The organism is Castellaniella sp., from assembly GCF_036379515.1.
Lineage (GTDB): Bacteria > Pseudomonadota > Gammaproteobacteria > Burkholderiales > Burkholderiaceae_B > Castellaniella.
Genome location: NZ_DASVGN010000004.1, coordinates 1 through 22,350, shown reverse-complemented (window position 1 = coordinate 22,350; position 22,350 = coordinate 1). Strand labels below are relative to the sequence as shown.

The 22,350-nt window shown below is 58.7% G+C and carries 21 protein-coding genes and 3 tRNA genes; 20 read left to right on the top strand and 4 right to left on the bottom strand.

Features of this window, described 5'->3' with window-relative positions; genetic code table 11:
* The first annotated feature begins 79 nt into the window (after positions 1–79).
* Genes VF285_RS01245 through VF285_RS01235 form a run of 3 tightly spaced genes read left to right on the top strand, consistent with a single transcriptional unit; the run spans position 80 to position 1,267 of the window.
* Positions 80–403, top strand: coding sequence for a metalloregulator ArsR/SmtB family transcription factor (locus VF285_RS01245; RefSeq protein WP_346950792.1), 324 nt, complete (start codon positions 80–82; stop codon positions 401–403).
* Positions 397–831, top strand: a complete 435-nt coding sequence (locus tag VF285_RS01240; RefSeq protein ID WP_346950821.1) for a YeeE/YedE family protein — start codon at positions 397–399, stop codon at positions 829–831. The genes VF285_RS01245 and VF285_RS01240 overlap by 7 nt, the downstream gene beginning before the upstream one ends.
* 10 nt (positions 832–841) lie before the next feature.
* Entirely contained in the window at positions 842–1,267 is a 426-nt protein-coding gene (locus tag VF285_RS01235; RefSeq protein ID WP_346950791.1) for a DUF6691 family protein, read from the top strand.
* Between the two features lie 58 nt (positions 1,268–1,325).
* On the opposite strand, the gene VF285_RS01230 is transcribed toward VF285_RS01235, so the two are convergent.
* The 3 genes from VF285_RS01230 to VF285_RS01220 all read right to left on the bottom strand — a co-directional run bounded on the left by VF285_RS01230 (position 1,326) and on the right by VF285_RS01220 (position 5,143).
* A complete protein-coding gene (locus tag VF285_RS01230) occupies positions 1,326–2,669 on the bottom strand; it encodes a nitrate/sulfonate/bicarbonate ABC transporter ATP-binding protein (protein WP_346950790.1) in 1,344 nt (447 codons plus the stop codon).
* 8 nt (positions 2,670–2,677) lie between these two features.
* Positions 2,678–4,414: an ABC transporter permease subunit gene (locus tag VF285_RS01225; protein WP_346950789.1), complete on the bottom strand. Its 1,737-nt coding sequence runs from the start codon at positions 4,412–4,414 to the stop codon at positions 2,678–2,680.
* 66 nt (positions 4,415–4,480) lie between these two features.
* Complete coding sequence (locus tag VF285_RS01220; protein WP_346950788.1) at positions 4,481–5,143, bottom strand: class I SAM-dependent methyltransferase; 663 nt, start codon at positions 5,141–5,143, stop codon at positions 4,481–4,483.
* A 178-nt stretch (positions 5,144–5,321) separates the two neighbouring features.
* Between VF285_RS01220 and VF285_RS01215 the strand changes: the two genes are divergently transcribed.
* Positions 5,322–6,383 carry a metallophosphoesterase gene (locus tag VF285_RS01215; RefSeq protein ID WP_346950787.1) on the top strand — a complete coding sequence of 354 codons (1,062 nt, stop codon included), beginning with the start codon at positions 5,322–5,324 and terminating at the stop codon, positions 6,381–6,383.
* Between the two features lie 384 nt (positions 6,384–6,767).
* On the opposite strand, the gene VF285_RS01210 is transcribed toward VF285_RS01215, so the two are convergent.
* Entirely contained in the window at positions 6,768–7,985 is a 1,218-nt protein-coding gene (locus VF285_RS01210; protein WP_346950786.1) for a methionine aminotransferase, read from the bottom strand.
* Between the two features lie 308 nt (positions 7,986–8,293).
* Between VF285_RS01210 and VF285_RS01205 the strand changes: the two genes are divergently transcribed.
* From VF285_RS01205 to VF285_RS01130, 16 genes are all read left to right on the top strand, one after another.
* A complete protein-coding gene (locus VF285_RS01205) occupies positions 8,294–8,500 on the top strand; it encodes a cold-shock protein (protein ID WP_346950820.1) in 207 nt (68 codons plus the stop codon).
* Between the two features lie 348 nt (positions 8,501–8,848).
* Positions 8,849–10,765, top strand: a complete 1,917-nt coding sequence (gene mnmG / locus VF285_RS01200) for a tRNA uridine-5-carboxymethylaminomethyl(34) synthesis enzyme MnmG (RefSeq protein WP_346950785.1) — start codon at positions 8,849–8,851, stop codon at positions 10,763–10,765.
* Positions 10,762–11,433 carry a 16S rRNA (guanine(527)-N(7))-methyltransferase RsmG gene (gene rsmG, locus VF285_RS01195; protein WP_346950784.1) on the top strand — a complete coding sequence of 224 codons (672 nt, stop codon included), beginning with the start codon at positions 10,762–10,764 and terminating at the stop codon, positions 11,431–11,433. Before mnmG ends, rsmG begins: the two co-directional genes overlap by 4 nt.
* Positions 11,426–12,235, top strand: coding sequence for an AAA family ATPase (locus VF285_RS01190; protein WP_346950783.1), 810 nt, complete (start codon positions 11,426–11,428; stop codon positions 12,233–12,235). The genes rsmG and VF285_RS01190 overlap by 8 nt, the downstream gene beginning before the upstream one ends.
* A gap of 10 nt (positions 12,236–12,245) precedes the next feature.
* Complete coding sequence (locus VF285_RS01185; RefSeq protein WP_346950782.1) at positions 12,246–13,163, top strand: ParB/RepB/Spo0J family partition protein; 918 nt, start codon at positions 12,246–12,248, stop codon at positions 13,161–13,163.
* Between the two features lie 244 nt (positions 13,164–13,407).
* Positions 13,408–14,781, top strand: a complete 1,374-nt coding sequence (locus tag VF285_RS01180) for an MmgE/PrpD family protein (protein ID WP_346950781.1) — start codon at positions 13,408–13,410, stop codon at positions 14,779–14,781.
* A gap of 60 nt (positions 14,782–14,841) precedes the next feature.
* A complete protein-coding gene (locus tag VF285_RS01175; protein WP_346950780.1) occupies positions 14,842–15,834 on the top strand; it encodes a DctP family TRAP transporter solute-binding subunit in 993 nt (330 codons plus the stop codon).
* A 37-nt stretch (positions 15,835–15,871) separates the two neighbouring features.
* Positions 15,872–16,363 (top strand): TRAP transporter small permease, encoded by a 492-nt coding sequence (locus tag VF285_RS01170; RefSeq protein ID WP_346950779.1) that lies wholly within the window; start codon positions 15,872–15,874, stop codon positions 16,361–16,363.
* 70 nt (positions 16,364–16,433) lie between these two features.
* Positions 16,434–17,714 (top strand): TRAP transporter large permease, encoded by a 1,281-nt coding sequence (locus tag VF285_RS01165; RefSeq protein WP_346950778.1) that lies wholly within the window; start codon positions 16,434–16,436, stop codon positions 17,712–17,714.
* 41 nt (positions 17,715–17,755) lie between these two features.
* On the top strand, positions 17,756–19,147 hold the full coding sequence (locus VF285_RS01160; RefSeq protein ID WP_346950777.1) for an amidase: 1,392 nt from the start codon (positions 17,756–17,758) through the stop codon (positions 19,145–19,147).
* A 5-nt stretch (positions 19,148–19,152) separates the two neighbouring features.
* On the top strand, positions 19,153–20,208 hold the full coding sequence (locus VF285_RS01155; RefSeq protein ID WP_346950776.1) for a PdxA family dehydrogenase: 1,056 nt from the start codon (positions 19,153–19,155) through the stop codon (positions 20,206–20,208).
* Positions 20,209–20,286: 78 nt separating this feature from the next.
* On the top strand, positions 20,287–21,051 hold the full coding sequence (locus VF285_RS01150) for a GntR family transcriptional regulator (RefSeq protein WP_346950775.1): 765 nt from the start codon (positions 20,287–20,289) through the stop codon (positions 21,049–21,051).
* A gap of 130 nt (positions 21,052–21,181) precedes the next feature.
* A tRNA-Tyr gene (locus VF285_RS01145) sits at positions 21,182–21,268 on the top strand.
* A gap of 44 nt (positions 21,269–21,312) precedes the next feature.
* A tRNA-Gly gene (locus tag VF285_RS01140) sits at positions 21,313–21,386 on the top strand.
* Between the two features lie 34 nt (positions 21,387–21,420).
* Positions 21,421–21,495 (top strand) — tRNA-Thr (locus VF285_RS01135).
* A gap of 42 nt (positions 21,496–21,537) precedes the next feature.
* Positions 21,538–22,350, top strand: an 813-nt coding sequence (locus VF285_RS01130) for an elongation factor Tu (protein ID WP_346950774.1), incomplete at its 3' end; no start/stop codon positions are given.

Here is a 22,350-nt window from a genome sequence, read left to right as displayed (position 1 = left end):
CAATGTGCCAGGCCAATAACAATCAATTGACAAATATTATATTAATTAATATGATATCTACAAATTAAATGATCTGCTGATGACCCACACCGCATTGAATCCCTCCATCCTGCGCGATACCGCCGCCCAGGTAGTCGAAAAGCTCAAGGTGCTCGCCAACCCCGAACGCCTGCTGCTGCTCTGCGAGCTTTCGCAGGGCGAGCGCTGCGTTTCAGACCTGGAAGCCGCACTCGACATCCACCAGCCCACGCTGTCCCAACAGCTGGGGGTGTTGCGCACCGAAGGTGTGGTACTGACTCGCCGCGAAGGCAAGCGCATTTACTACCGCGTGGCCGACGAAAAATTGCTGGCCCTTCTGGCCACTCTCTATTCCTTGTACTGCCCCCAAGAAGCCACATCATGATCGACTGGAACACCTTCACTCCGTGGTCCGCTCTGGGCGGCGGCCTGCTCATTGGCTGCGCAGCGGCTCTCTACGTACTCCTCAACGGCCGCATCGCGGGTGTCAGTGGCGTGCTGGGCGGGCTTCTGCGCCCCCACCCCGCCGATATTTCCTGGCGCGTCGCCTTCATTGCCGGGCTTGTCGTCACCCCTGTGATGCTGGCAGTTTTCGGACACCCCCTCATCGTTCCCATGGAGTCGAGCTACGGTGCACTGATCCTGGCGGGCCTCCTCGTAGGTATCGGCACACGCCTCGGGTCGGGATGCACGTCAGGGCACGGCGTGTGCGGCATTTCACGCTTCTCCCCCCGGTCCATGGTGGCCACGGCCTGCTTCATGGCAGCTGGCTTTGCCACAGTCTATGTCGTGCGCCATCTGCTTGGTCTTTAGGAGCCACATCATGGGGACGATTGCAGCGTTCGTGGCGGGGCTGGTGTTCGGTATCGGCCTATGGATTTCAGGCATGGTGCTGCCCACCAAAGTACTGGGGTTCCTGGACCTCGCAGGCGCCTGGGACCCATCGCTGGGCCTAGTCATGGTGGGTGCAATTCTGGCTGGCGTCGTCGCCTTTGCGATCGCACGCCGACGGACCCGGTCATTGCTGGGTTTTCAGATGAATCTGCCCACGAAACACGACATCGACCGGCGACTGGTGGCCGGCAGCCTGATCTTTGGCGTGGGTTGGGGAATCGCCGGGCTTTGTCCAGGACCGGCACTGGTGGATCTGGGCACTGGTGAACTCAAGGCATTCGTCTTCGTTCTGGCGCTTCTGGCCGGGATGGGAATCTACGAACTCATCGAGCGCACCGGCACCAAGCCCCGCTGATCACCCCTACGAACCTGCCGTCTGAAAGACCCGGACGCCCGCGCACCGCGACCAGGCCTCAGTTTTCGCCCGGATTTTCAAGGTTGAATTCCTGCGCCTGCTCGTCGTAGCCAAACAACTCACCGTAGCGGCCCCAGGAAATGATCGCCCGCATGGTTTCTTCGGCACGATCCTCCGACATGGTGTCTTCGAGTTCGGCTGAAAACCGAACGAAAGGCGCGCGATGACTGGGCCGCTCTTCAAGAACCCGGCCAATCAGGGCCGCGAGGGGTACGTGGGCCAACAACTGCTGCCCGAACAGGCGCTTGCGCGCATCCACGTCGGACTGCGCAAAACGCTTGCCGCTGTCCGTCAGATGCACGTCCCCCTGGTCCATCGTGGCAAACTGCAGCAGCTGCAGCGTCTCCATCGCGGGAAACAATTCGTCGGCTTCCATCTGCAGACGCCCGGCCAGATCTGGAAGATCAGCGCGTCCTTCGTACGGCGCAGCGGTCAGAGTCTCCATCATGCCAGCCAGGCGGTTTGTCGATACGCTGGTGAGCGGCATGCTCAGGCTGCCTGCCACCACGGCTTCACCTTGACGCCGCCCCTGCCATTTTCCCGGCACCGTTTGTGTCATCAATCCGTAGATGTCGTCCACCAGCTCACGAAACTGCGAGCTCAGGCGGTTGCGAGGGCGCGGCAGATCTACGCGAATCTCGGTTGCCACCCGTCCCGGGTTGGCCGAGAAAACCAGCAAACGATCGCACATGAGCACGGCTTCTTCGATATTGTGCGTGACCATGAGAATCGATTGAATCGGCAGTTTTCCCGACATCCACAGCTGAACGATATCGGTTCTGAGCGTCTCGGCGGTCAATACGTCCAGCGCCGAAAACGGCTCGTCCATGAGCATCAGCCTGGGGTGAACGACCAACGCACGTGCAAAGCCCACGCGCTGACGCATGCCGCCCGACAGCTCTTTGGGATAGGCGCTCTCGAAACCATCCAGACCGATCAGATCGATGGCCTGCAGCGCGCGACGGCGCCCTTCGTCCTTGGGAACGCCCAACGCTTCCAGGCCGATTTCCACATTGGCCAGTACCGTGAGCCAAGGGAAAAGTGCAAAACTTTGAAACACCATGGACAGGCCCTCGCACGGGCCGGACACGTGTTCACCACACCAGCGCACCACACCGCTCGTGGGTGTGAGCAAACCCGAAATGATACGCAACAAGGTGGATTTTCCGGACCCGGACCGCCCGAGCAGCCCGACGATTTCTCCAGCCTGCACCTTCATGGTGACGTCATCGAGCACGACAAGATCGGGCTTGTCGCTCTTGTGGTAGATCTGCCGGACCCCTTGGAGGTCGACCAACAGTGGCTCTGCCAAGTTGGAATGTGGGAGCGAATCAGACGTCATGAACAATCCTAACCAAGACGAAGCTGGCGATGCGCGTAGCGATACAGCGGATGCCAGACGGTACGGTTGAGCAGGGTCACGAACAGGGTCATGACCACGATGCCAAGCACCACACGAGGAAAATCACCGGCACTGGTGGCTTCGGCAATGTAAGCACCCAGGCCGTGCGCCTTCAACGTGGTGTCACCCCAACTGGCGACTTCTGCCACGATGGAAGCATTCCAGGACCCCCCGGTGGCCGTGATGGCCCCCGTGACGTAATAGGGAAACACGCCAGGCAATATCACCTTGCGCCACCAGCTCCAGCCGCCCACATGAAAATTCGACGCAGCCTCCTTGAGATCGCCCGGAAAGGCGCTGGCACCGGCGATGACGTTGAACAAGATGTACCACTGGGTTCCCAGAATCATCAGCGGCGAGAGCCAGATGTCAGGCGTCAGGTGCCAGCGCACAATGGCCACGACCACAAACGGAAACATCAGGTTGGCCGGAAACGCCGCCAGAAACTGCGCCAGAGGCTGAACCCGCTCAGCAACCCGCGAATGCAAGCCTATCCAGACCCCCACAGGAACCCACACCAGCGACGCCAGCACCGTCAGCACCACCACGCGCAACAACGTAATGAGCCCAAGCCCGAATACCCGACTGGCTTCCGCCCAAGAGGCCCCCTCCGAAACAAAGGTTGCGATATGCCACAGCATGAAAAGCGACCCCAGGCCCACACCCAGCTGCCAGAGACGGTCTGCCCAAACCGTGGCGGCGCCAAAGCGAGGCCGAGAAGGCGCCACCCTGTGCTTGGGGGCACGCCGGCGCAACAACGCGCCACTCAAGGTAACCAAAGGCCCCAAACCCGCGGAAACCAGGCGTGAACGGCGAATCATGACCAGCAGCCACGAGTGTTCACCGGAGTCGGTCGTGGTCAGTTCCACTCTGAACTTGCGACTCCAATCCACCAATGGCCGAAACAGCAGCTGATCGTAGAGCAGGATAACCCCCAGCATGGCACCCACAGCCCACGCAATGGCATGCAAATCCTGATGCTCGATGGCCAGTGCCACGTACGAGCCAATTCCCGGAAGAACAATGGTCGTGTTGCCCACCGAGATCGCTTCAGACGCCACGACGAAAAACCAGCCGCCAGACATCGACATCATGGTGTTCCACACCAACCCCGGCATGGAAAAGGGAACCTCCAGTCGCCAGAACTGCTGCCAGCGCGAAAGCCGAAAACTCTGTGATGCTTCGAGCAGATCGGCCGGCACTGTCTTCAGCGACTGATAGAAGCTGAAAGTCATGTTCCAGGCCTGACTGGTGAAAATGGCAAAGATGGCCGCCAGCTCGGCGCCCATCACCTGGCCCGGAAACAAGGCCATGAAGCCGACCACCGTAAAAGAAATAAACCCCAGAATCGGCACCGACTGCAAAATATCGAGCAGTGGGATCAAGATCCGCTCTGCGCGGCGATTCTTGGCGGCCAGAGACCCGTAGACAAAAGTAAACAACAGCGAGGCCACCATGGCCGCCAGCATGCGCAGCGTGGTTCGCAGTGCATATTCAGGCAGATTGTGCGGATCAAGAGAAACCGGGTGCTGCTGCAAGGAAGCGAGCGGTGCAAAAGCTTCTCGGCTTCCTTTGTAGATCAGAATGAGCAATGTCAGGATGAGCGCGAACGCGAACACGTCCCACAGGTTGGGGACGTACCGGCGGGGGCTCCCCGCTTCCATTGCCGGGTGACGAACAACCATGCATTACAACCCGAATGAAAGTGGATCGGGGCAGCCGAATCGGCTACAGAATTGACAGAGAGACGATCACCGCGCCAGACGCACAAAGGTCATCACTTTGGCAGGCGGCAGATTGCCAAGAACGAAATCACGGCCACATTGCACAAAGTCCCCGTCGAAGTCAGGTGCTCTACCGTGCAAGGCGTACGTAAACTGTGTAACCAACCCCCCGGGCCGGACCAGCGCGCGCCATTGATCCTCGATCGCCCGAACATCATCGACATTCAGTGAACGCAGCGGCAAGCTGGACACGACGGCATCCACGGGAATCCCTTGAGGCAAAAGAGCATCAAGCTCTGTAGCATCTCCTTGCACTACAGTCACTGCCGGAAAGCGCTTGCGCAGATGTTGCACAAACGCGGGCGAGCGCTCCACGACGCGCAATCTGTCGACCGAAACGCCATGGTCGATCAAGGCTTGAGTCACTGCACCCGTACCAGCACCCAGCTCGACCACCAGTCCATCTCCGTGGGGGTCGATGGACTGAACCATGTGGCGCGCGAGACCGCGCGAACTTGGCCATACCGACCCCACGATACCTGGCTGAGCCAGCCACTCGTGCAGGAACAGACCTGGTGAAGTGCTCCCCACCACCCGTCGAAGGCCCCGGATTCCGGTCACGGAATATGCCTGCAACGTGCGTAAACCTTCGAGAAGCTGGACAGTGCCCATGCCTGTCATCTTCAGCATGAAGAATCTCCCAAGATTTTTTCTGACGATACTGCGTATGGTTCAGCGCAATTTTAAGGCTGCAAACTGCCAAAGCGCATGACAATTTGCACAAGCAGGATCAAATCCGAGCGTTCCCGGCGCAAACCTGCACGTTATTGCCCATTGTCCTGAACCCCCGTACGACGCAAAATGGAGTATGACCCGCACACTTCTGCATACGCTGCCGGACCAGCCCCTGGCCGTGATCGGTGACATCCACGGTGAAGGCGAGGCACTGGGTACCTTGCTTGCACATCTGGAGCACGCGCCTGATACACGCGACCGACTGCTGGTGTTCATTGGCGATCTCTGTGATCGCGGCCCGGACAGCGTAGGTGTCATCCACAAGGTCCACGAACTGGTCGCGCAAGGGCGGGCACTGGCCATCCTGGGCAATCACGAAATCAACCTGCTCGCCAACGATGCCAAGGACGGATCGGGGTGGTTCTTCGACAGCCGCGAAACATCCGATACCCCCTACTATGCCCCATTCTCGCGCGCGACGGCAGTTCAACGGCCCGCCATTCGCGAATTTCTCTGCAGCTTGCCGCTCGCAATCCAGATGCCCGGCCTGCGTATCGTACACGCAGCCTGGGACCCAACCTCCATCGCTGCAATTGCCGATATTTCGTGCGGCAACGTCCTCGAACTCATTCACGATTGGCACCTTCGTGTCCAGGAAGAAGCGCGCAAGGACAACCTGTACGCCCGCTACAGGGCCGAGATCGAACGCTGGTCACAGCAAATCGAAGACTACAACGACCCGCCGCCTTACCTGGACGCCGTGGCCGACTTCGAAACACTGGAACAGCGCATCAACCCCATCAAGCGCCTTACGTCTGGCATAGAGGCCCGCAGCGCGCATCCTTTCTTCTCGGGCAACCGCTGGCGCTACTCTGACCGCACCGCCTGGTGGGATCAAGATCCGGACCCTACTCCCGTACTGGTAGGCCACTACTGGCGGCTCTTTGAGGCCAACCCAAACAATTGGCGCTATGGGGCCCTGTTCAATGGGGTGGCACCCACCGCCTGGCACGGGTGCCACCATCAGGCATTCTGTGTCGATTACTCGGTGGGTGCACGGTGGCGAGAACGCAAGGACCACGGCAAGACACCGCCTACCAGCCGGTTTCACCTTGCCGCCATGCTCTGGCCTGAACGGTCCCTGGTGTTCGACAACGGAGAACGCTGTCAAACCCAGCTGTTTCAGCAAGACTGACACGCATTACGGGTTCGCAAGCGCTATTGCTGAACACGATGCTGAGACTCCCGGCATTCATTTTTTGCACCCCACCCGGCTGTGGATAAGCTCTGCTACGTCCGGCTGTGCGCTTCATGTCCACAACATGTTGACAACACACATCATGACGACGTTCATAAAAGTCATCCCCAAACTGTCCTTCGAGGATTCACATAGTAAGACACCGAAAATTTGTTCGTAACTGGTTGATATAAAACAACTAATCGAGTTGTTCGAGTTATCCACAGGCTCCCATCATTCTTATCATTCAGATATAGAAGATAGAAGTAAAACCGAAGCATCTCAGCAACACGGCGGGGAGAACGCTCGTAGGCGACCCTTCCCCGCGCCAACACGGAGCCATCAGCAAGGCTTCAACTTTGAAAGTTTCTCCACCGCCTGTTCCAATGTGGCGTCCTCCTTCGCGAAACACAGTCTCAGCAATGAGTGGTTGGCCTCCGGGGCATTCGAGTCAGGATAGAACGCCGACACGGGAATGCTGGCCACGCCCACCTCCCTGGTCAGCTGGATTGCCAAGTCCTTCTCGAGGTGTGATCCCAAAGCACTCGTGTCCGCAACCAGGAAAAAGGTGCCGGAGGAACGCAGCGGTTTCAGGCATGTGGCGCTCAAGCCGTTGGCCAAAAGATCACGCTTGCTTTGGTAAAATTTGGGCAACGCGTCCAGAACCTGCGGCTGGTTGCGCAGGTAGCGGGCAATGCCGGCTTGCATGGGTGTGTTGACGGAATACACCACAAACTGGTGGACCTTCCGAATCTCGGCGGTCAGGTCAGCAGGAGCACAAAAGTATCCAATCTTCCAGCCGGTGGCATGCAGACTTTTTCCGAACGACGAGATCAGGACTGTTCGGCTTTGAAGGGCTGGCCTTCGAACGACGCTGTGCTGCTCTTCGCCATCGAAGATGATGTGTTCATAGGCCTCGTCAGAGACGATCAGGCACTTTGGGTGTCGAGCAAGGATGTCTTCCAAGGTGTCCAGGTCGGCTTCATGCAGGACGACGCCAGTCGGGTTATGTGGGAAGTTCAGCACCAGGGCCCGAGTCTTTGAGGTAAAGGCGGCGTTCAGAGCGTCCCAGTCGACGACGAACTCAGGTCGTGCGGAGGTGGGTGCTTGCATGGCGATACGAACGATCTTTCCGCCGGCCAGAGTCACGGCGGGTGCGTAAAGGTCGTACGACGGGTCGATGAGCAATACCTCGTCACCAGGGTGGATCAGTGCCTGGAAGCTGCTCATCAAGGCCTCACTTGCTCCCGAAGTCACCGTAATTTCGGACTCTGTCGAATAGCGAACACGATGTTGGCGGTAAACCTTGTCGGCGATCACCTGCCGGAGTTCAGGAAGCCCTGTCATGGGCGCGTATTGGTTGCTGCCGTTTCGTAGGGCGTCGGCCACGGCGTCGAGAAGACGCGGGTCAGGTTGATAGTCCGGAAATCCCTGTCCCAGGTTGATTGCGTTTGTTTCTTTTGCGAGCTCACTCATCTCACTGAAGATGGTGTCTCCGATCGCGGGGAGCTTTGATTGGATGAGCGAGTTTTTTCTCGTGAATTGCGGGGTAGCTTGCATGGGTGCGTGTCTGTCAGATGGTGTGCAATGGAGGGGTTATGGCGTAGCGTGTTGTTTATTGGCTGAATTTCTGTGAATTGTTGCGATTCTTTCTGCAGCTTTGGCCAGAGGCGGATACAATTCCGTCTAGGGGTTAACTATGATTTGACTTTTGTTAACACGTGGTTATGCTCCCTGTTGCAATGCAATTCAAGCAGCACGCACGTTTCGCACCGATTGGCCCTGTGGCTTATTCACCCGGCATGATCTGTATCGTTTCAGCGTTCTTGATTCATTGTTTTTTTCACTTATTTAGGACGTTTCAGATCATGGCTCAAACGGGCAAAGTTAAATGGTTCAACGCTGAAAAGGGTTTTGGTTTCATTACCCCTGACGCAGGTGGTTCCGACGTGTTCGCACACTTCTCCGCCATCGAAGGCCGCGGCTACCGCAGCCTGAACGAAGGCCAAGCCGTTTCGTACGAGGTAAAGGACGGCCCCAAAGGCCCCCAAGCCGCTGAGATCCGGCCCCTGTAAGGGTTCGGGCATCTCAGAAAGGGCACCCTTCGGGGTGCCCTTTTTCATTTCGGAAGCTGGAACTTTCATTGCGTGAATTCAAGAGGTTGCGGCACGGGTCTGGCGCACTGTTGTGTGGTTGTGTCGCGGCTGTCGGGACTGTTGTCAGGCATACATCTTCTATTGGTTGTACGCTGGTTGTACCGCATTTGTCCACAGCTTTATCCCCTACTATGGGTACTAGTTTGGTGTTTCACGTGGAACAATACTTTTGAACGCGTTGAGCTTGCGAAATGCGTGTTGTGTTTCACGTGAAACACCTCTTAAGACCATGGCTTTATAATTTCGTCAGACTCCTGATGTGATTTCATGATTTATCCAGAAAATTTTGATGTGCTCGTGATTGGTGGTGGCCACGCGGGTACCGAAGCTGCATTGGCAGCAGCCCGTATGGGTGCCTCCACTCTCCTCTTGACCCACAATATGGATACCTTGGGTCAAATGTCCTGCAATCCCTCCATTGGGGGAATTGGCAAGGGGCATTTGGTCAAAGAAGTCGATGCTCTGGGTGGCGCTATGGCGTGGGCAACTGACCTGGCCGGCATCCAGTTCAGAATTCTGAACCAGTCCAAAGGGCCGGCAGTCCGGGCAACCAGAGCTCAAGCCGATCGTTCGTTGTACAGGCGAGCGATTCGTATGATTCTTCAAGGCCAGAAGAATTTGATGATTTTTCAGCAGGCTGTTGTTGATCTTCTGCTGGAAGGTGATCAGGTTGTGGGTGCCAGAACACAAGTGGGTCTGGATTTCAGGGCTCGATCTGTTGTGCTGACAGCAGGCACTTTCCTTAATGGGTTGATGCACGTGGGTTTGGAGCACTATGCGGCCGGTCGTGCTGGTGATCCACCTGCAACGAGCTTGGGCCAACGTTTGAAGGAGCTGAAGCTGCCGCAAGGGCGCCTGAAGACTGGGACACCTCCTCGTATTGATGCCAAGACGATTGATTTTTCCAAGACAGAAGTTCAACCCGGAGATTCGAATCCTGTTCCTGTATTTTCGTACCTGGGGTCAGCCCGGATGCACCCTGAACAAGTACCGTGCTGGATCACACATACGACAGAGCAGTCTCACGATATCGTCAGGTCAGGACTGGATCGGTCACCGCTTTATAGCGATCAAGGCACGATTGAGGGAATAGGGCCCAGGTACTGTCCGTCCATCGAAGACAAAATTCATCGGTTTGCCGATAAAAAGAGTCATCAGGTTTTCCTTGAGCCTGAGGGAGCTTCTTCCTGCGAGATTTATCCCAATGGGATCTCGACCAGCTTGCCCTTTGACATCCAATATCGGTTGGTCAGAAGCCTGCCAGGGCTTGAAAACGCCCGCATCATGCGGCCTGGTTATGCCATTGAGTACGACTACTTTGATCCGCGCCACCTTCATCCGTGGTTTGAGACGCGTGACATCAAGGGGCTTTTTTTCGCGGGTCAGATCAACGGCACCACTGGGTACGAAGAGGCTGCTGCCCAAGGCCTGTTTGCAGGCGCGAATGCGGCCTTGCAGGTGAGGGGGGATGAACCCTGGTTGTTGGAACGCAGCCAAGCCTACCTGGGCGTTCTTGCCGACGATCTTGTAACAAAAGGTGTCACAGAACCATACAGAATGTTCACGTCGCGTGCCGAGTACCGACTCAGCTTGCGCGAAGACAACGCGGATGCGCGTCTGACTGAAATCGGTCGCAAGCTGGGTTTGGTAGACGATGAACGCTGGGGAGCGTTCTGCCGCAAGCGTGACGCGGTGGCTGCCGAGATCGAGCGTCTGCGTGACGTGCACGTCAACCCTGCCGTGCTGGACGCACAGACACAGCAGAATCTATCGGTTCACCGCGTAGATCGCCATCCCAGCCTGTTTGATCTGCTCAAGCGCCCTGACGTCGATTACGCTCAGCTCATGAGCGTGCGAGACACGGCCGGTCAACCCTTGGCAGGGCCAGGTCTGCAGGACTCCGTGCTGGCAGAGCAGGTCAGCGTTCAGGTCAAGTATGCGGGCTATGTGGACCGACAGCTCGCCGATATCGAGCGCCAACGCAGCCATGCCGATCAGGTCATCCCGCCAGATTTTGATTTCGATGTCGTGACCGGCCTGTCGATCGAAGTCCGGCAGCGGCTCAAGCTGGGGCGCCCGCAGACTGTGGGTCAGGCAGGTCGCATCTCCGGTGTCACGCCAGCGGCCATCTCGCTGTTGCTCGTGTATCTCAAGCGCCTGCAGCGCCGACGTGAGGCGGCATGAGCGATTCACAGCCTGTCTTCAGAGACCGACTGGCCAGCGCGCTGCGTGAACTGGGGATGGAGGGCGACGAGCCGCGTATTCCGGCCCTGTTGCACTACCTGGCTGAGCTCGAGCGCTGGAATCGAGCCTATAACCTCACCGCAGTGCGCGATCCATCACAGATGTTGGTGCAGCACGTATTTGACAGCCTCTCAGTCGTTCCCGAGTTGAGAGCCTTTGCCTTGGGGCGCGTCCTTCATGTTGCAGACATCGGGTCAGGAGGCGGCTTACCGGGTATCATTCTGGGGATCTGTGAACCGCAGTGGACCGTGGTGTGCGTCGACGCCGTGGGCAAGAAGACCGCCTTCATTCGCCAGGCAGCGGGCGTACTGGCCTTGCCTCACGTGAAGGCGGTACACGCTCGGGCCGAGACGCTGGATAGCCTGCAGGCGGATGTCGTGATTTCCCGGGCCTTTGCCTCACTCGAAGATTTCATCCATGTGGCCTCGCATCATTGCGCACCCACAGGCCGCCTGTTTGCCATGAAGGGCCAGTTTCCACAAGAGGAACAACGGGCCCTGGAATCCGACACGCCGTGGCGTGTGCTTCGTACTTTGCCGCTGCAGGTCCCAGAAATGAACGCACACCGTTGCCTGCTTGAACTCGGTCCCAAGGATATCCATGACTGAACCTACCGCCCAAGCCCGTGTCTTCTGCATTGCCAATCAGAAGGGAGGGGTAGGGAAGACGACCACGGCCATCAATCTTGCGGCGGCTCTGGCTCAGCACCGTAAGCGAGTCTTGCTCGTGGATCTGGATCCCCAGGGCAATGCCACCATGGGAAGCGGCATTGACAAAAATGGCGCCAAAATCAATCTCTACCAGGTGCTCATCGGCGAAGCCACGGTGCGGGAGGCTACCGTGCATTCCGAATCGGGGGGCTACGACGTGGTGCCGTCCAACCGTGAACTGTCCGGCGCCGAAATCGACCTCGTGCAGATGGAGCATCGCGAGGGGCAGCTCAAACAGGCGCTGCAGCAGGTAAGTGGTGACTACGACTTCATTCTGATCGATTGCCCGCCCACTCTTTCGTTGTTGACGCTGAACGGCCTGGCCGGCGCGCACGGCGTCATTATCCCCATGCAATGCGAGTACTTTGCACTCGAAGGCTTGTCCGACCTGGTCAACACCATCAAGCGCATCTATCGCAACCTGAATCCAGATCTCGAGCTCATTGGCCTGCTGCGCGTGATGTTCGATACGCGTGTCACTTTGCAGCAGCAGGTGTCCGATCAGCTTGAGTCGCATTTTGGCGACAAGGTATTCAAGTCCATCGTGCCGCGCAACGTGCGTTTGGCCGAGGCGCCCAGCCATGGCATGCCAGGCGTCATTTACGACCGGTCGTCGCGTGGCGCCAAGGCTTATCTGGCCTTTGGTGACGAACTCATCCGCCGCGTGCGCACTCCTCATCGCAGCCCCCTGGCAAATTAAGGAATTCATCATGGCAACACGAAAAAAAGGCTTGGGCCGCGGTCTGGACGCACTTCTGGGCGCCGATACCGACGCACTGAACGGTGTCGGACGCAGCAGAGACACTCCCAGCCAGCTGCCGATGTCTGCACTCCATGCGGGGCGCTATCAGCCTCGTACGCACATGGACGAGAGTGCGCTCAACGAGCTGGCCGATTCCATTCGCACGCAAGGCGTCATGCAACCGATCCTCGTGCGTCCCTTGCCATCAGAGGGCGTGGGCCAATACGAGATCATCGCCGGTGAGCGCCGCTTTCGCGCAGCTCAGCTGGCTGGTCTGGACCATATCCCGGTCCTCGTTCGTGAAGTCGCCGACGAAAACGCCGCCGTCATGGCGCTCATTGAAAACATCCAGCGCGAGGATCTCAACCCGCTGGAAGAAGCCCAGGGCGTGCGTCGTCTGCTCGACGAGTTCGGACTGACCCATGAACAGGCGGCCACCGCCATCGGCCGTTCACGTTCGGCCACCACCAACCTGTTGCGTCTCCTGAACCTCGCCGGCCCCGTCCAGGTCATGCTGCTTGCCGGCGACATCGACATGGGCCACGCCCGCGCGCTGCTGGCTACCGACGCAGCCCAGCAGATTCTGCTAGCCAACGAAGTCATCGCCCGCCGGTTGTCGGTGCGTGAAACCGAAAAGCGCGTTGCTCGCGCACTGCGGGAGCAGGATGAGGCGCTGTCCGCTTCGGCACGCCGTGCATCGCCTGCTGCTCATGGTGGCGACCTCACACGCCTGGAAAAGGCCCTGTCCGACCATCTGGCCACCAAAGTCCGCATCAAGACCGGCGCCCGCAAGGGTGGCCAGTTGGTGATCGACTTCACCGACTGGGACCACCTGGACGCCCTGCTGGAGCGCCAGGGGCTGGGGGCCGTGCTGGCGAATGAATAGCGACGCGTGCCTCGCCGCAAAAGCGACACAGCAGCGCGAAACATAAGTTTCTGATTCCGTACCTCAGCTCGCTTCGGCGAGCTTTTTTGCGCCTGTTCGGACGGCCGTGTGCCGGCCTGTCTGTGAAAAATTCCTTGCATATCTCGAGTCGACATGTAAACTATAAACTGTTAACAGTTCGCGATTTACCACAAAGGTGACTTGGCGACTGTCCTCCAAGCAACCTGGAGTGATATTTATCCTCATGACTGTGAATACATTCGCGAAGGCGTGTACGGATGCGCCGCTCTTGACGCAGGGGTTGGCCGAGTTCGTGGTGAGTCACCCCTCGCAGGGGTGGGATGCGGACGTTGATCATGCGGCGCATCGAACCTTCATCAACTGGTTGGGCTGCGCGATCGGTGCGTCTGGCCACCCCACGCTGGCTGCCGCATTGGCAGCGGTGGCTGATCTTGAGCCGTCGTCGCAGGCTTCGGTGCTGGGACGCATGGAACGGGTGGATATTGCCAGTGCTGCGTTCCTGAATGGCATCTCGTCGCACACGTTCGATTTCGACGATACCCATCTCAAAACCATTATTCACCCCGCAGGGCCTGTGGCGTCCGCGATTTTGGCGCTTGCTGAAAAGCAGCGGTCATCGGGCCGGGATCTTCTCGACTCCCTGGTTCTAGGCGTGGACGTTTCGTGCCGGATCGGGAATATGATTTATCCGGACCATTACGACCGGGGCTGGCATATTACGGGGACGACCGGCATGCTTGGTGCGGCAGCCGGGTGCGCTCGGCTGCTCAACCTTGACGTCGCTCATACGGTCATGGCGTTGGGTATCGCGGCCTCGCAGCCGGTGGGGCTACGCGAGCAGTTCGGCACCATGACCAAGCCCATGCACCCTGGGGCGGCGGCGCGCGCCGGCCTGATGTCGGCACTGCTGGCTGCCCATGGATTCACTGCGTCGCCGCATGCAATCGAGGCTCCGCGCGGCTATGCGCAAACGATCTCGACGAAGGTGGACTGGAACGAGGCAACCGATGAGCTGGGCAAGCGCTTCGAAATCTCATTCAATACCTTCAAGCCCTTCGCCTGTGGGATTGTCATCCACCCCAGTATTGATGGCTGTGTGCGTCTGCGCAACGCGCATGGCCTGCAACCCGATCAGATTGCAAAGGTCGATCTGAAGGTGCACGGCCTGGTGCTGGAGCTGACCGGGAAAAAGACGCCTCGCACCGGGTTGGAAGGAAAATTCAGCGTCTACCACAGCTGCGCGGTTGGACTGATGTTCGGTGCAGCAGGGGAGTCGGAATACTCGGATGCCATGGTCAAGCGCCCCGATGTGATGGCTCTGAGGGACAGAATTCATGCAGTCGTCGACAACTCGATTGCCGAGTCGGCTGCTGATGTGCTGATTACCTGCACCGACGGGCGCAAGCTCCACGTGCTGGTCGAGCACGCAATAGGAAGCACAGAGAACCCGATGACCGATGCTCAGCTGGATGCCAAGTTCAATGGTCTGGTCGAGCCCGTGCTGGGCTCCACCAAAGCAGCCTCGCTTCGGGACGTCTGCTGGAATCTGTCGGAACAGCCAAATCTGGTTGCGTTGTTCCGCGCGGGTTGCCCGTGACGCGTGCAACGAGATCCGGCCACGTGATTCGGGGCCAATTCACACAAGGAGAATGATGAGATGAGACTGATATCCAAAATTGCCGGTGGCGTCCTCGTCATGACGGCGGGATTTTGTGCTGTTGCGCAAGCGGCAGAGCCGATAACGATCAAATTCGTGCACGACGCCATTGCGACGTCCCCGGAAGGTCAGGGGGCAACCTTGTTTGCGAAGCTGGTTGACGAACAGCTCAAGGGCAAGGTCAAGGTCGTCGTCTACCCGAACAGCTCGCTGTTCAATGTGCCCGATGGCATTGCGGCCCTGCAGGCCGGAAACATTCAGATGATTGCCGCAGACCCTGCGAAGCTGAAAGGCTTTGACAAGTCCATGCAGATTTATTCACTGCCGTTCCTGTTTGGCAGCATCAAGCAGGTCGAAGGATTCTCGAAGAGCGCCGAGGGACGGAAACTATACAAACCGCTGGAGAAAAGTAATTTGTCGGTACTGTCGCTGTGGCCCAATGGTTTCAAACAGCTGACAAACAGCGTACGTCCGATCAGCAAGCCGGCAGACTACAAGGGGATCTCCTTCCGGGTGGTGTCCAGCGGGCTGGCGGCCGATGTGTTCAAGAGCCAGGGCGCCAGCGCAACGGTGATCCCTTACAACCAGTTGTATACCGCCTTGCAGCAGGGGACCGTCCAAGGGTTTTCCGATCCGTTCACGGATATCGACAATCAACGGTTCTACGAGGTCCAGAAGTATCTGACCATCTCGAACCAGGGCTTTCTGGGGTATCTGGTCCTGACCAACCCGGGCTTCTGGAACAAACTGCCGGCCGACATTCGAACGAAGCTGGAGCAGATCATGGACAAAGTGCAGGAACATGAAAATGAGCTCAGCGTGAAACTGAATGCGGAGGCACTGGACCACGTCAAGAAGGTCAGCAAGATGCAGATCACCACACTGAACGACGAGCAGGTCGCTGCGTTCAAGACAGCATTCCAGCCGCTGTACAAGAAGTACAGCCCGATCATCGGCGAGGAATACATCAAGGCTGCACAAGCAATGCATTGATGGCCATCGAGGAGCTGGTGTCGGGTGAAATGCGATCATGAATAGATTTGTCAAAACCGTCAGAGCCATTGAGGATTGGGTCCCGGGCCTCTTGATACTCACTTCGCTCTCACTGCTCTTCTATGGCGTGGTGCTGCGGTACATATTCCATGCCTCGTCGACATGGCAAAACGAGGCCGCAGGGTATTTCGTGGTCTGGGGCGCGATGATAGGCGCGTCTACGACTCTGCGGGACAACAAGCACATTCGGGTGGACATCCTCTACGACTACATCCCCAAAAGATTCCAGAAGTGGATCGATGTCTTCGCGAATCTCGTGTCTTTCGGATTCTTCCTGTTCATCTTTTATTACGGCACCCAGCTGGTCGCGGCTCGATTCGCAACCGGAGAGGATTCGCTGGATGGGTTCCCCCTCTGGATTGCGTATCTGGTGTTGCCGCTGACCGGGATATTGATGATGATCAGAATGCTGATCCGGATGTTTCACCTGTTCACAACGGGAACCGAATCGGGCGAGCGGACCTCATGACCACCCTGTCTGGAGTTGAAGGTCGGGTGTGGCGTTCAAAGCATTGCGCTGTCGAAATAGGGATGTTTTCATGAGTGCCGTCATATTATTTGGCCTGTTCATTTTTTTGTTTCTGTTCCGCATCCCCATTGCATTTTCCCTAGGGGTTTCCTCTGTCGTCGCCTTTCTGTACGAGGGCTTCAACCTGGTGGGCATCCCTGAGAGGATGTTCTCGGCACTCACCCTGATCCCTCTGATTGCGATTCCCGGCTTTGTGTTCGCAGGCGTCGTGATGGCGCGTGGTGGGATCTCGAAGTACCTGATGGAGGGGCTGAATGCGTGGATAGGCCATATTTCCGGCGGCATGGGGATCGTCACGATCATGGCCTGTGCGATCTTTGCGGCGGTGTCGGGCTCCAGCCCGGCAACGGCCGCCGCCATCGGGTCTGTTGCGATTCCCGGTCTGGTGGAGTCGGGCTACAGCAAGCGATACGCGATGGGGCTGGTTGCTGCGGGCGGCACGCTGGGCATCCTGATCCCTCCCAGCATTTCGCTGATTCTCTATGGCGTCGAAACGCAGACGTCGATCTCGAAGCTATTCGTGGCAGGTGTGTTGCCCGGCATTTTTCTGGCGGGCGTCCTGATCGTCGTCGCCATTTACTACGCCCAAAGGTACGGATTTGGTCAGGCAAAAGATAGCCATCGCTACACTTGGGCGGAAAGATGGCAGGCCAGCCGGCGCGCATTGTGGGGCACGCTGTTGCCCGTTCTGATCATTTTCTGTATTTATGACGGCGTGGCGACGCCCACGGAGACCTCCGTGATCGGGGGCTTCTATGCGGTCATCGTCGCGGCATTCATCCACAAGGAACTGAAGTGGAAGGATATCCGACCGATTCTGACCGAAACGGTGCAGATCACATCGATGATCTACATGATCATCGCGTCTGCGGTGATCTTTGGTACGTTCCTGAGCTTTAACCAGATCCCGCAGGGGATTGCCGGCTGGGTCATTTCCAGCCATCTGGACAAGGTCGGGTTCTTCATCGTGACAGGCGTGATGTTCTTCATCCTGGGCACCTTCCTGGATGCAGCGTCCATCGTCATCATCACGATCCCCATCTTCCTGCCGACCCTGCATGCGCTGCAGGTCAATCTTTACCATTTCGCGATCTTCGTGGTGGTCAGCCTGGAACTGGGCATGATCACGCCGCCCGTGGGACTCAACCTCTTTGTGGTCAGTGGCATCTGCAATGAACCGCTGGAGGAGGTCATCAGGGCAGTGATTCCATTCATCGTCGTCATGCTGGCCGTACTCGTCATCATTGCCGTGTGGCCAGGCCTGTCGCTGTTCCTGCTTCACTACATGTGATCGGTGGAAGAGGTCACGGAAGTTTTCGGAGTATGTCATCAATGGTTGCTGACTTTATTGCACAGGAGCCCCCGTTCAGTAGAAAGAGGACAGAATTCCTGCAGGGGGTTTCGACGCCGCGCGCGTATCTTGAAACCTGTATCGCTGCGATCGCGCATGCTGAATCCGACGTCAAGGCCTTCACGCATCTGGATCTGGCGCGCGCCCGGGAGCAGGCCGATGCGGCGACGCAGCGCTACCGAGGGGGCCGTCCGCTGTCGGCCATTGACGGCATGCCGATTGGTGTCAAAGACATCATCGATACGGTCGACATGCCCACGCGCATGAATAGTGAAATTTACGATGGCTATACCCCGATGATCGATGCGCCCGCTGTCTGGGCTGCGCGCGCCGGCGGGGCCGTGATCCTGGGGAAAACGGTCACCACCGAATTCGCCATTGGTCGTCCGGGCCCGACCGCGAATCCCCATGACGTGAGACACACGCCTGGTGGCTCGTCGTCGGGGTCGGCGGCCGGTGTGGCAAGCGGCATGGTGGCGGCGGCGTTCGCCACGCAGACCAACGGGTCTATCCTGCGGCCGGCCGGTTTCTGTGGTGTCGTGGGCTACAAACCCACGATCGGCAGGTTATCCACCGAGGGTGTTCATCCGCTTTCTCGCACTAACGACCATCTGGGTGTAATCGCTCGTTCGGTCACGGATGCCTGGTGGTTGGCGCGCTGGGTTTCTGAGATAGCCCCCCAGAAGGGAGGGCTTGGGCTTGCAGGGCCGCTGGCGGAGGACGTCTCGGGTGTCTCGCCCGGCCGGGTGGCCGTGCTGCGGACCAGAGGGTTCGACGAACTGGATGCCACCAGTCTCCAGGTGTTCGACGGTCAGCTTGAACGGCTGATGAAGGCAGGAGTGTCCGTCGTCGAGCCCACAGGAGATTCGGCACTGCAGTCTGTGGTCGATGACCTGAATAGCGTGCGGGATCGTTCCCTGGAGGTCCTGGCCTATGAGATGCAGGCGCGGTTCTCCCAATACGCCGAAAGATACCCCGGGAAACTCAGTGAGCGTGTTCTTGGCCTGGTTGAGCAGGGGCGGCACGTTACGAGGAATCGCTATGGCGAGTTGTTGTTGTCTCGCGAGCACACAAGGCGAAAATTGGCAGCGTTGTTCGGCGGATTCGACGTGTTGGTGCTGCCGTCTTCGTCCGGCCCGGCACCCGAGGGGCTGGCATACACGGGGTCACGCACGATGCTGATGTATGCGTCGTTTACCGGCTTGCCGGCGGTCAGTGTGCCGGTGATGCAAGTTGACAGTCTGCCCTTCGGTCTGCAGCTCATCGGGGCCGATGGTGCCGACTACTTGCTCTTGCGGTTTGCCCAGTGGGTGGGCGCGCATGCCTGCGATGCCGCAGCGGCGCCTGGGCACGGTTCTGGTCTGGCGGGGTGAGGAGCATGGAAAGTTTGCCGATTGTTGGCCTGATGCTGGGCGACATGACGGGCATAGGCCCGGAGATTTGCGCACGCCTGCTCGATTCGGGGCGCCTGCGTGACGTGGCGAGAATCGTCGTGGTCGGTGACGCACGAGTGTTTCATTTGGGGTGTGACGATGCGCACGTGCAGCCGCGCGTGCGGGTCTACCGCACGATTGCTGACGTCGATTGGGCCAGGTCTGACGTCCCCTTGATCGATTTGGGCAATATCGACCCATCCGGAATCCGGCGTGCACAGGTGTCGCCGGAATCCGGCCGGCTGACGGGTGAAACGCTGCGCGAGCTGGTGACGCGTGCCCTGGCGGGGGAAATAGAGGCTGTGTGCTTCGCTCCGCTGAACAAGGCGGCGTTGCATCAGGGCGGATGGAATTTCAATGACGAACACCAGTTGTTTGCGCACCTGACATCGCACCAAGGTTTTTTCGGCGAGATGAATGTCATCCCGGAATTTGCCACGTTCCGGGTCACCTCGCACATGAGTTTGCGCGATGCGCTGACGCTCATCACGAAAGAACGTGTCATGGCTGCCATCGCGCTGGCGCGCACGTCCTTGAGGCAGCTGCGGACGGAGCATGCGCGTATTGTGGTCGCCGCGCTCAACCCCCACGCGGGCGAGGGGGGGCTGTTTGGCAATGAAGAGATTCAGATCATCGGCCCTGCCATTGAGTCTTCTCGAGCGGCCGGTATCGATTGTGCGGGGCCGTTTCCTGCCGATACCCTGTTTCTGAGGGCACAGAAAGGCGAATTCGACGGTGTGGTCACGATGTACCACGACCAGGGGCAGATTGCGACCAAGCTGCTTGGCTTCCATCGTGGCGTCACGGTGACGGCGGGGCTGAGCACGGTGTTTACAACGCCCGCGCATGGCACGGCATTTGATATCGTCGGGGACGGTGTGGCGGATACCGGCGCGCTTGAACAGGCGCTGCGTATTGCGTCTACCATGGCGGTCAGTCGCCGCCTCGCACGTGGCCTCCAGGATACCGGCGAGGCGTCTGACGCCAGACCGTCGATGTAGAATGATGGGGCCCGCCCATAGCGCGCGCTTTGGCTTTTCAGCGCAGCGCCGATCCCTCAAAACTACTCGTATCGCTCAATGAAGGCTCGTTCCACTATTCGCACGGGGGAATCAACATTGATCGAAAGCGTCAGTGCTGGATCGAACCTGGAGTTACTCGAGGGAGACGATGCCGTTCCGCTGCGCCCTGCGTCGTTGGCCGATCTTGCTTACCAGCGTATTGAGGCCATTATTCTTTCTGGCAAGGTGAAGGGCGGCGAGCGCCTGAACGATTCCAGGCTTGCCCGCGCATTCTCAGTGAGCCGCGGTCCGGTTCGCAGTGCGCTGGTACGATTGGCGGAAGTCGGCCTGGTGGAAATCGTCCCCTATCGCGGGGCGTTTGTGCGCGCCATCGACTTCGATGACATCATGGAAATCTATGAGGTGCGCGCGGCCGTGGAGCGCGCGGGGGTGCTGGCGGCCAGCCGCAACATGACACCGGAGGTGCTGGTGCAGCTGCGGCAGTACGCCACGAAAATGAACGATGCTTTCGAGCGGGGCGACACGGAACAGTATTTCCGTACCAATCTTGACTTCCACGAACTGATCCACCGCACCAGCGGCAACGGCCGGTTGCTCGAACTCTACGAACGCTACACCCGGGAGCAGAAGCTCTTTCGGCATTTCGGACTGGCACATGGTGGCATTGCGGAATCGAACAAGCAGCACCTGCGCATCATGCAGGCGCTTGAAGCGGGGGACGGCGAGCGCGCAGCGCGCGAAATGGAACACCATGTCATCTCTGCGCGGGAGCGACTCGCCCGATCTGTCAGAGATATCAAGGATGAATTCCCTCGTTCTTGACGCGCGTGTACGAAGGCGTCTGTGGTGTGCATCTTGCGAGGTCCGCCAGGGGCTGGAAGCGCGCTCCCCCCAAGACTCGTGGCCCGCTTGACAAAGCCGCTGCGCATATTCATAATTCGAGATTCGCTTCGGTGGGGTGCCCGAGTGGTTAAAGGGGGCAGACTGTAAATCTGTTGGCCTTGCGCCTACGTTGGTTCGAATCCAACCCCCACCACCAAGCGACCCCTGGCTGAATGAACAGGGGGCTGTCAAGACCGACCCGCGGGTGTAGCTCAATGGTAGAGCAGAAGCCTTCCAAGCTTATGACGAGGGTTCGATTCCCTTCACCCGCTCCAGCGGGCAGGGCACGACGGCAGCGATAGGAACACCGCCCATGTGGCTCAGTGGTAGAGCACTCCCTTGGTAAGGGAGAGGTCATGCGTTCGATCCGCATCATGGGCACCACACATTTCTCATTAGCTCAATTTCCCCAGTCAGGAGTCAGCCATGGCAAAAGGCAAGTTTGAACGGACCAAACCGCACGTGAACGTGGGGACGATTGGGCACGTAGACCACGGCAAGACGACGCTGACGGCGGCGATCACGACGGTGCTGGCCAAGAAGAGCGGCCACGGCGAAGCCAAGGGCTACGACCAGATTGACAACGCGCCGGAAGAGAAGGCACGTGGTATCACGATCAACACCTCGCACGTGGAGTACGAGACCGAGCACCGTCACTACGCGCACGTTGACTGCCCGGGGCACGCGGACTACGTCAAGAACATGATCACGGGTGCGGCGCAGATGGACGGCGCAATCCTCGTGGTCTCGGCCGCAGACGGCCCCATGCCGCAGACGCGCGAGCACATCTTGCTGGCCCGCCAGGTGGGTGTGCCTTACATCATCGTGTTCCTGAACAAGTGCGACATGGTTGACGATGAGGAGCTGCTGGAGCTGGTCGAGATGGAGGTGCGCGAGCTGCTCTCGAAGTACGACTTTCCGGGCGACGACACGCCGATCATCAAGGGGTCGGCCAAGCTGGCGCTGGAAGGCGACACGGGGCCGCTGGGCGAGCAGGCGATCATGCAGCTGGCCGAGACGCTGGACAGCTACATTCCGACGCCGGAGCGGGCGATCGACGGGGCGTTCCTGATGCCGGTCGAGGACGTGTTCTCGATCTCGGGTCGGGGCACGGTGGTGACGGGCCGGGTCGAGCGCGGGGTGATCAAGGTGGGCGAGGAGATCGAGATCGTCGGGATTCACGACACGCAGAAGACGACGTGCACGGGCGTGGAGATGTTCAGGAAGCTGCTGGACCAG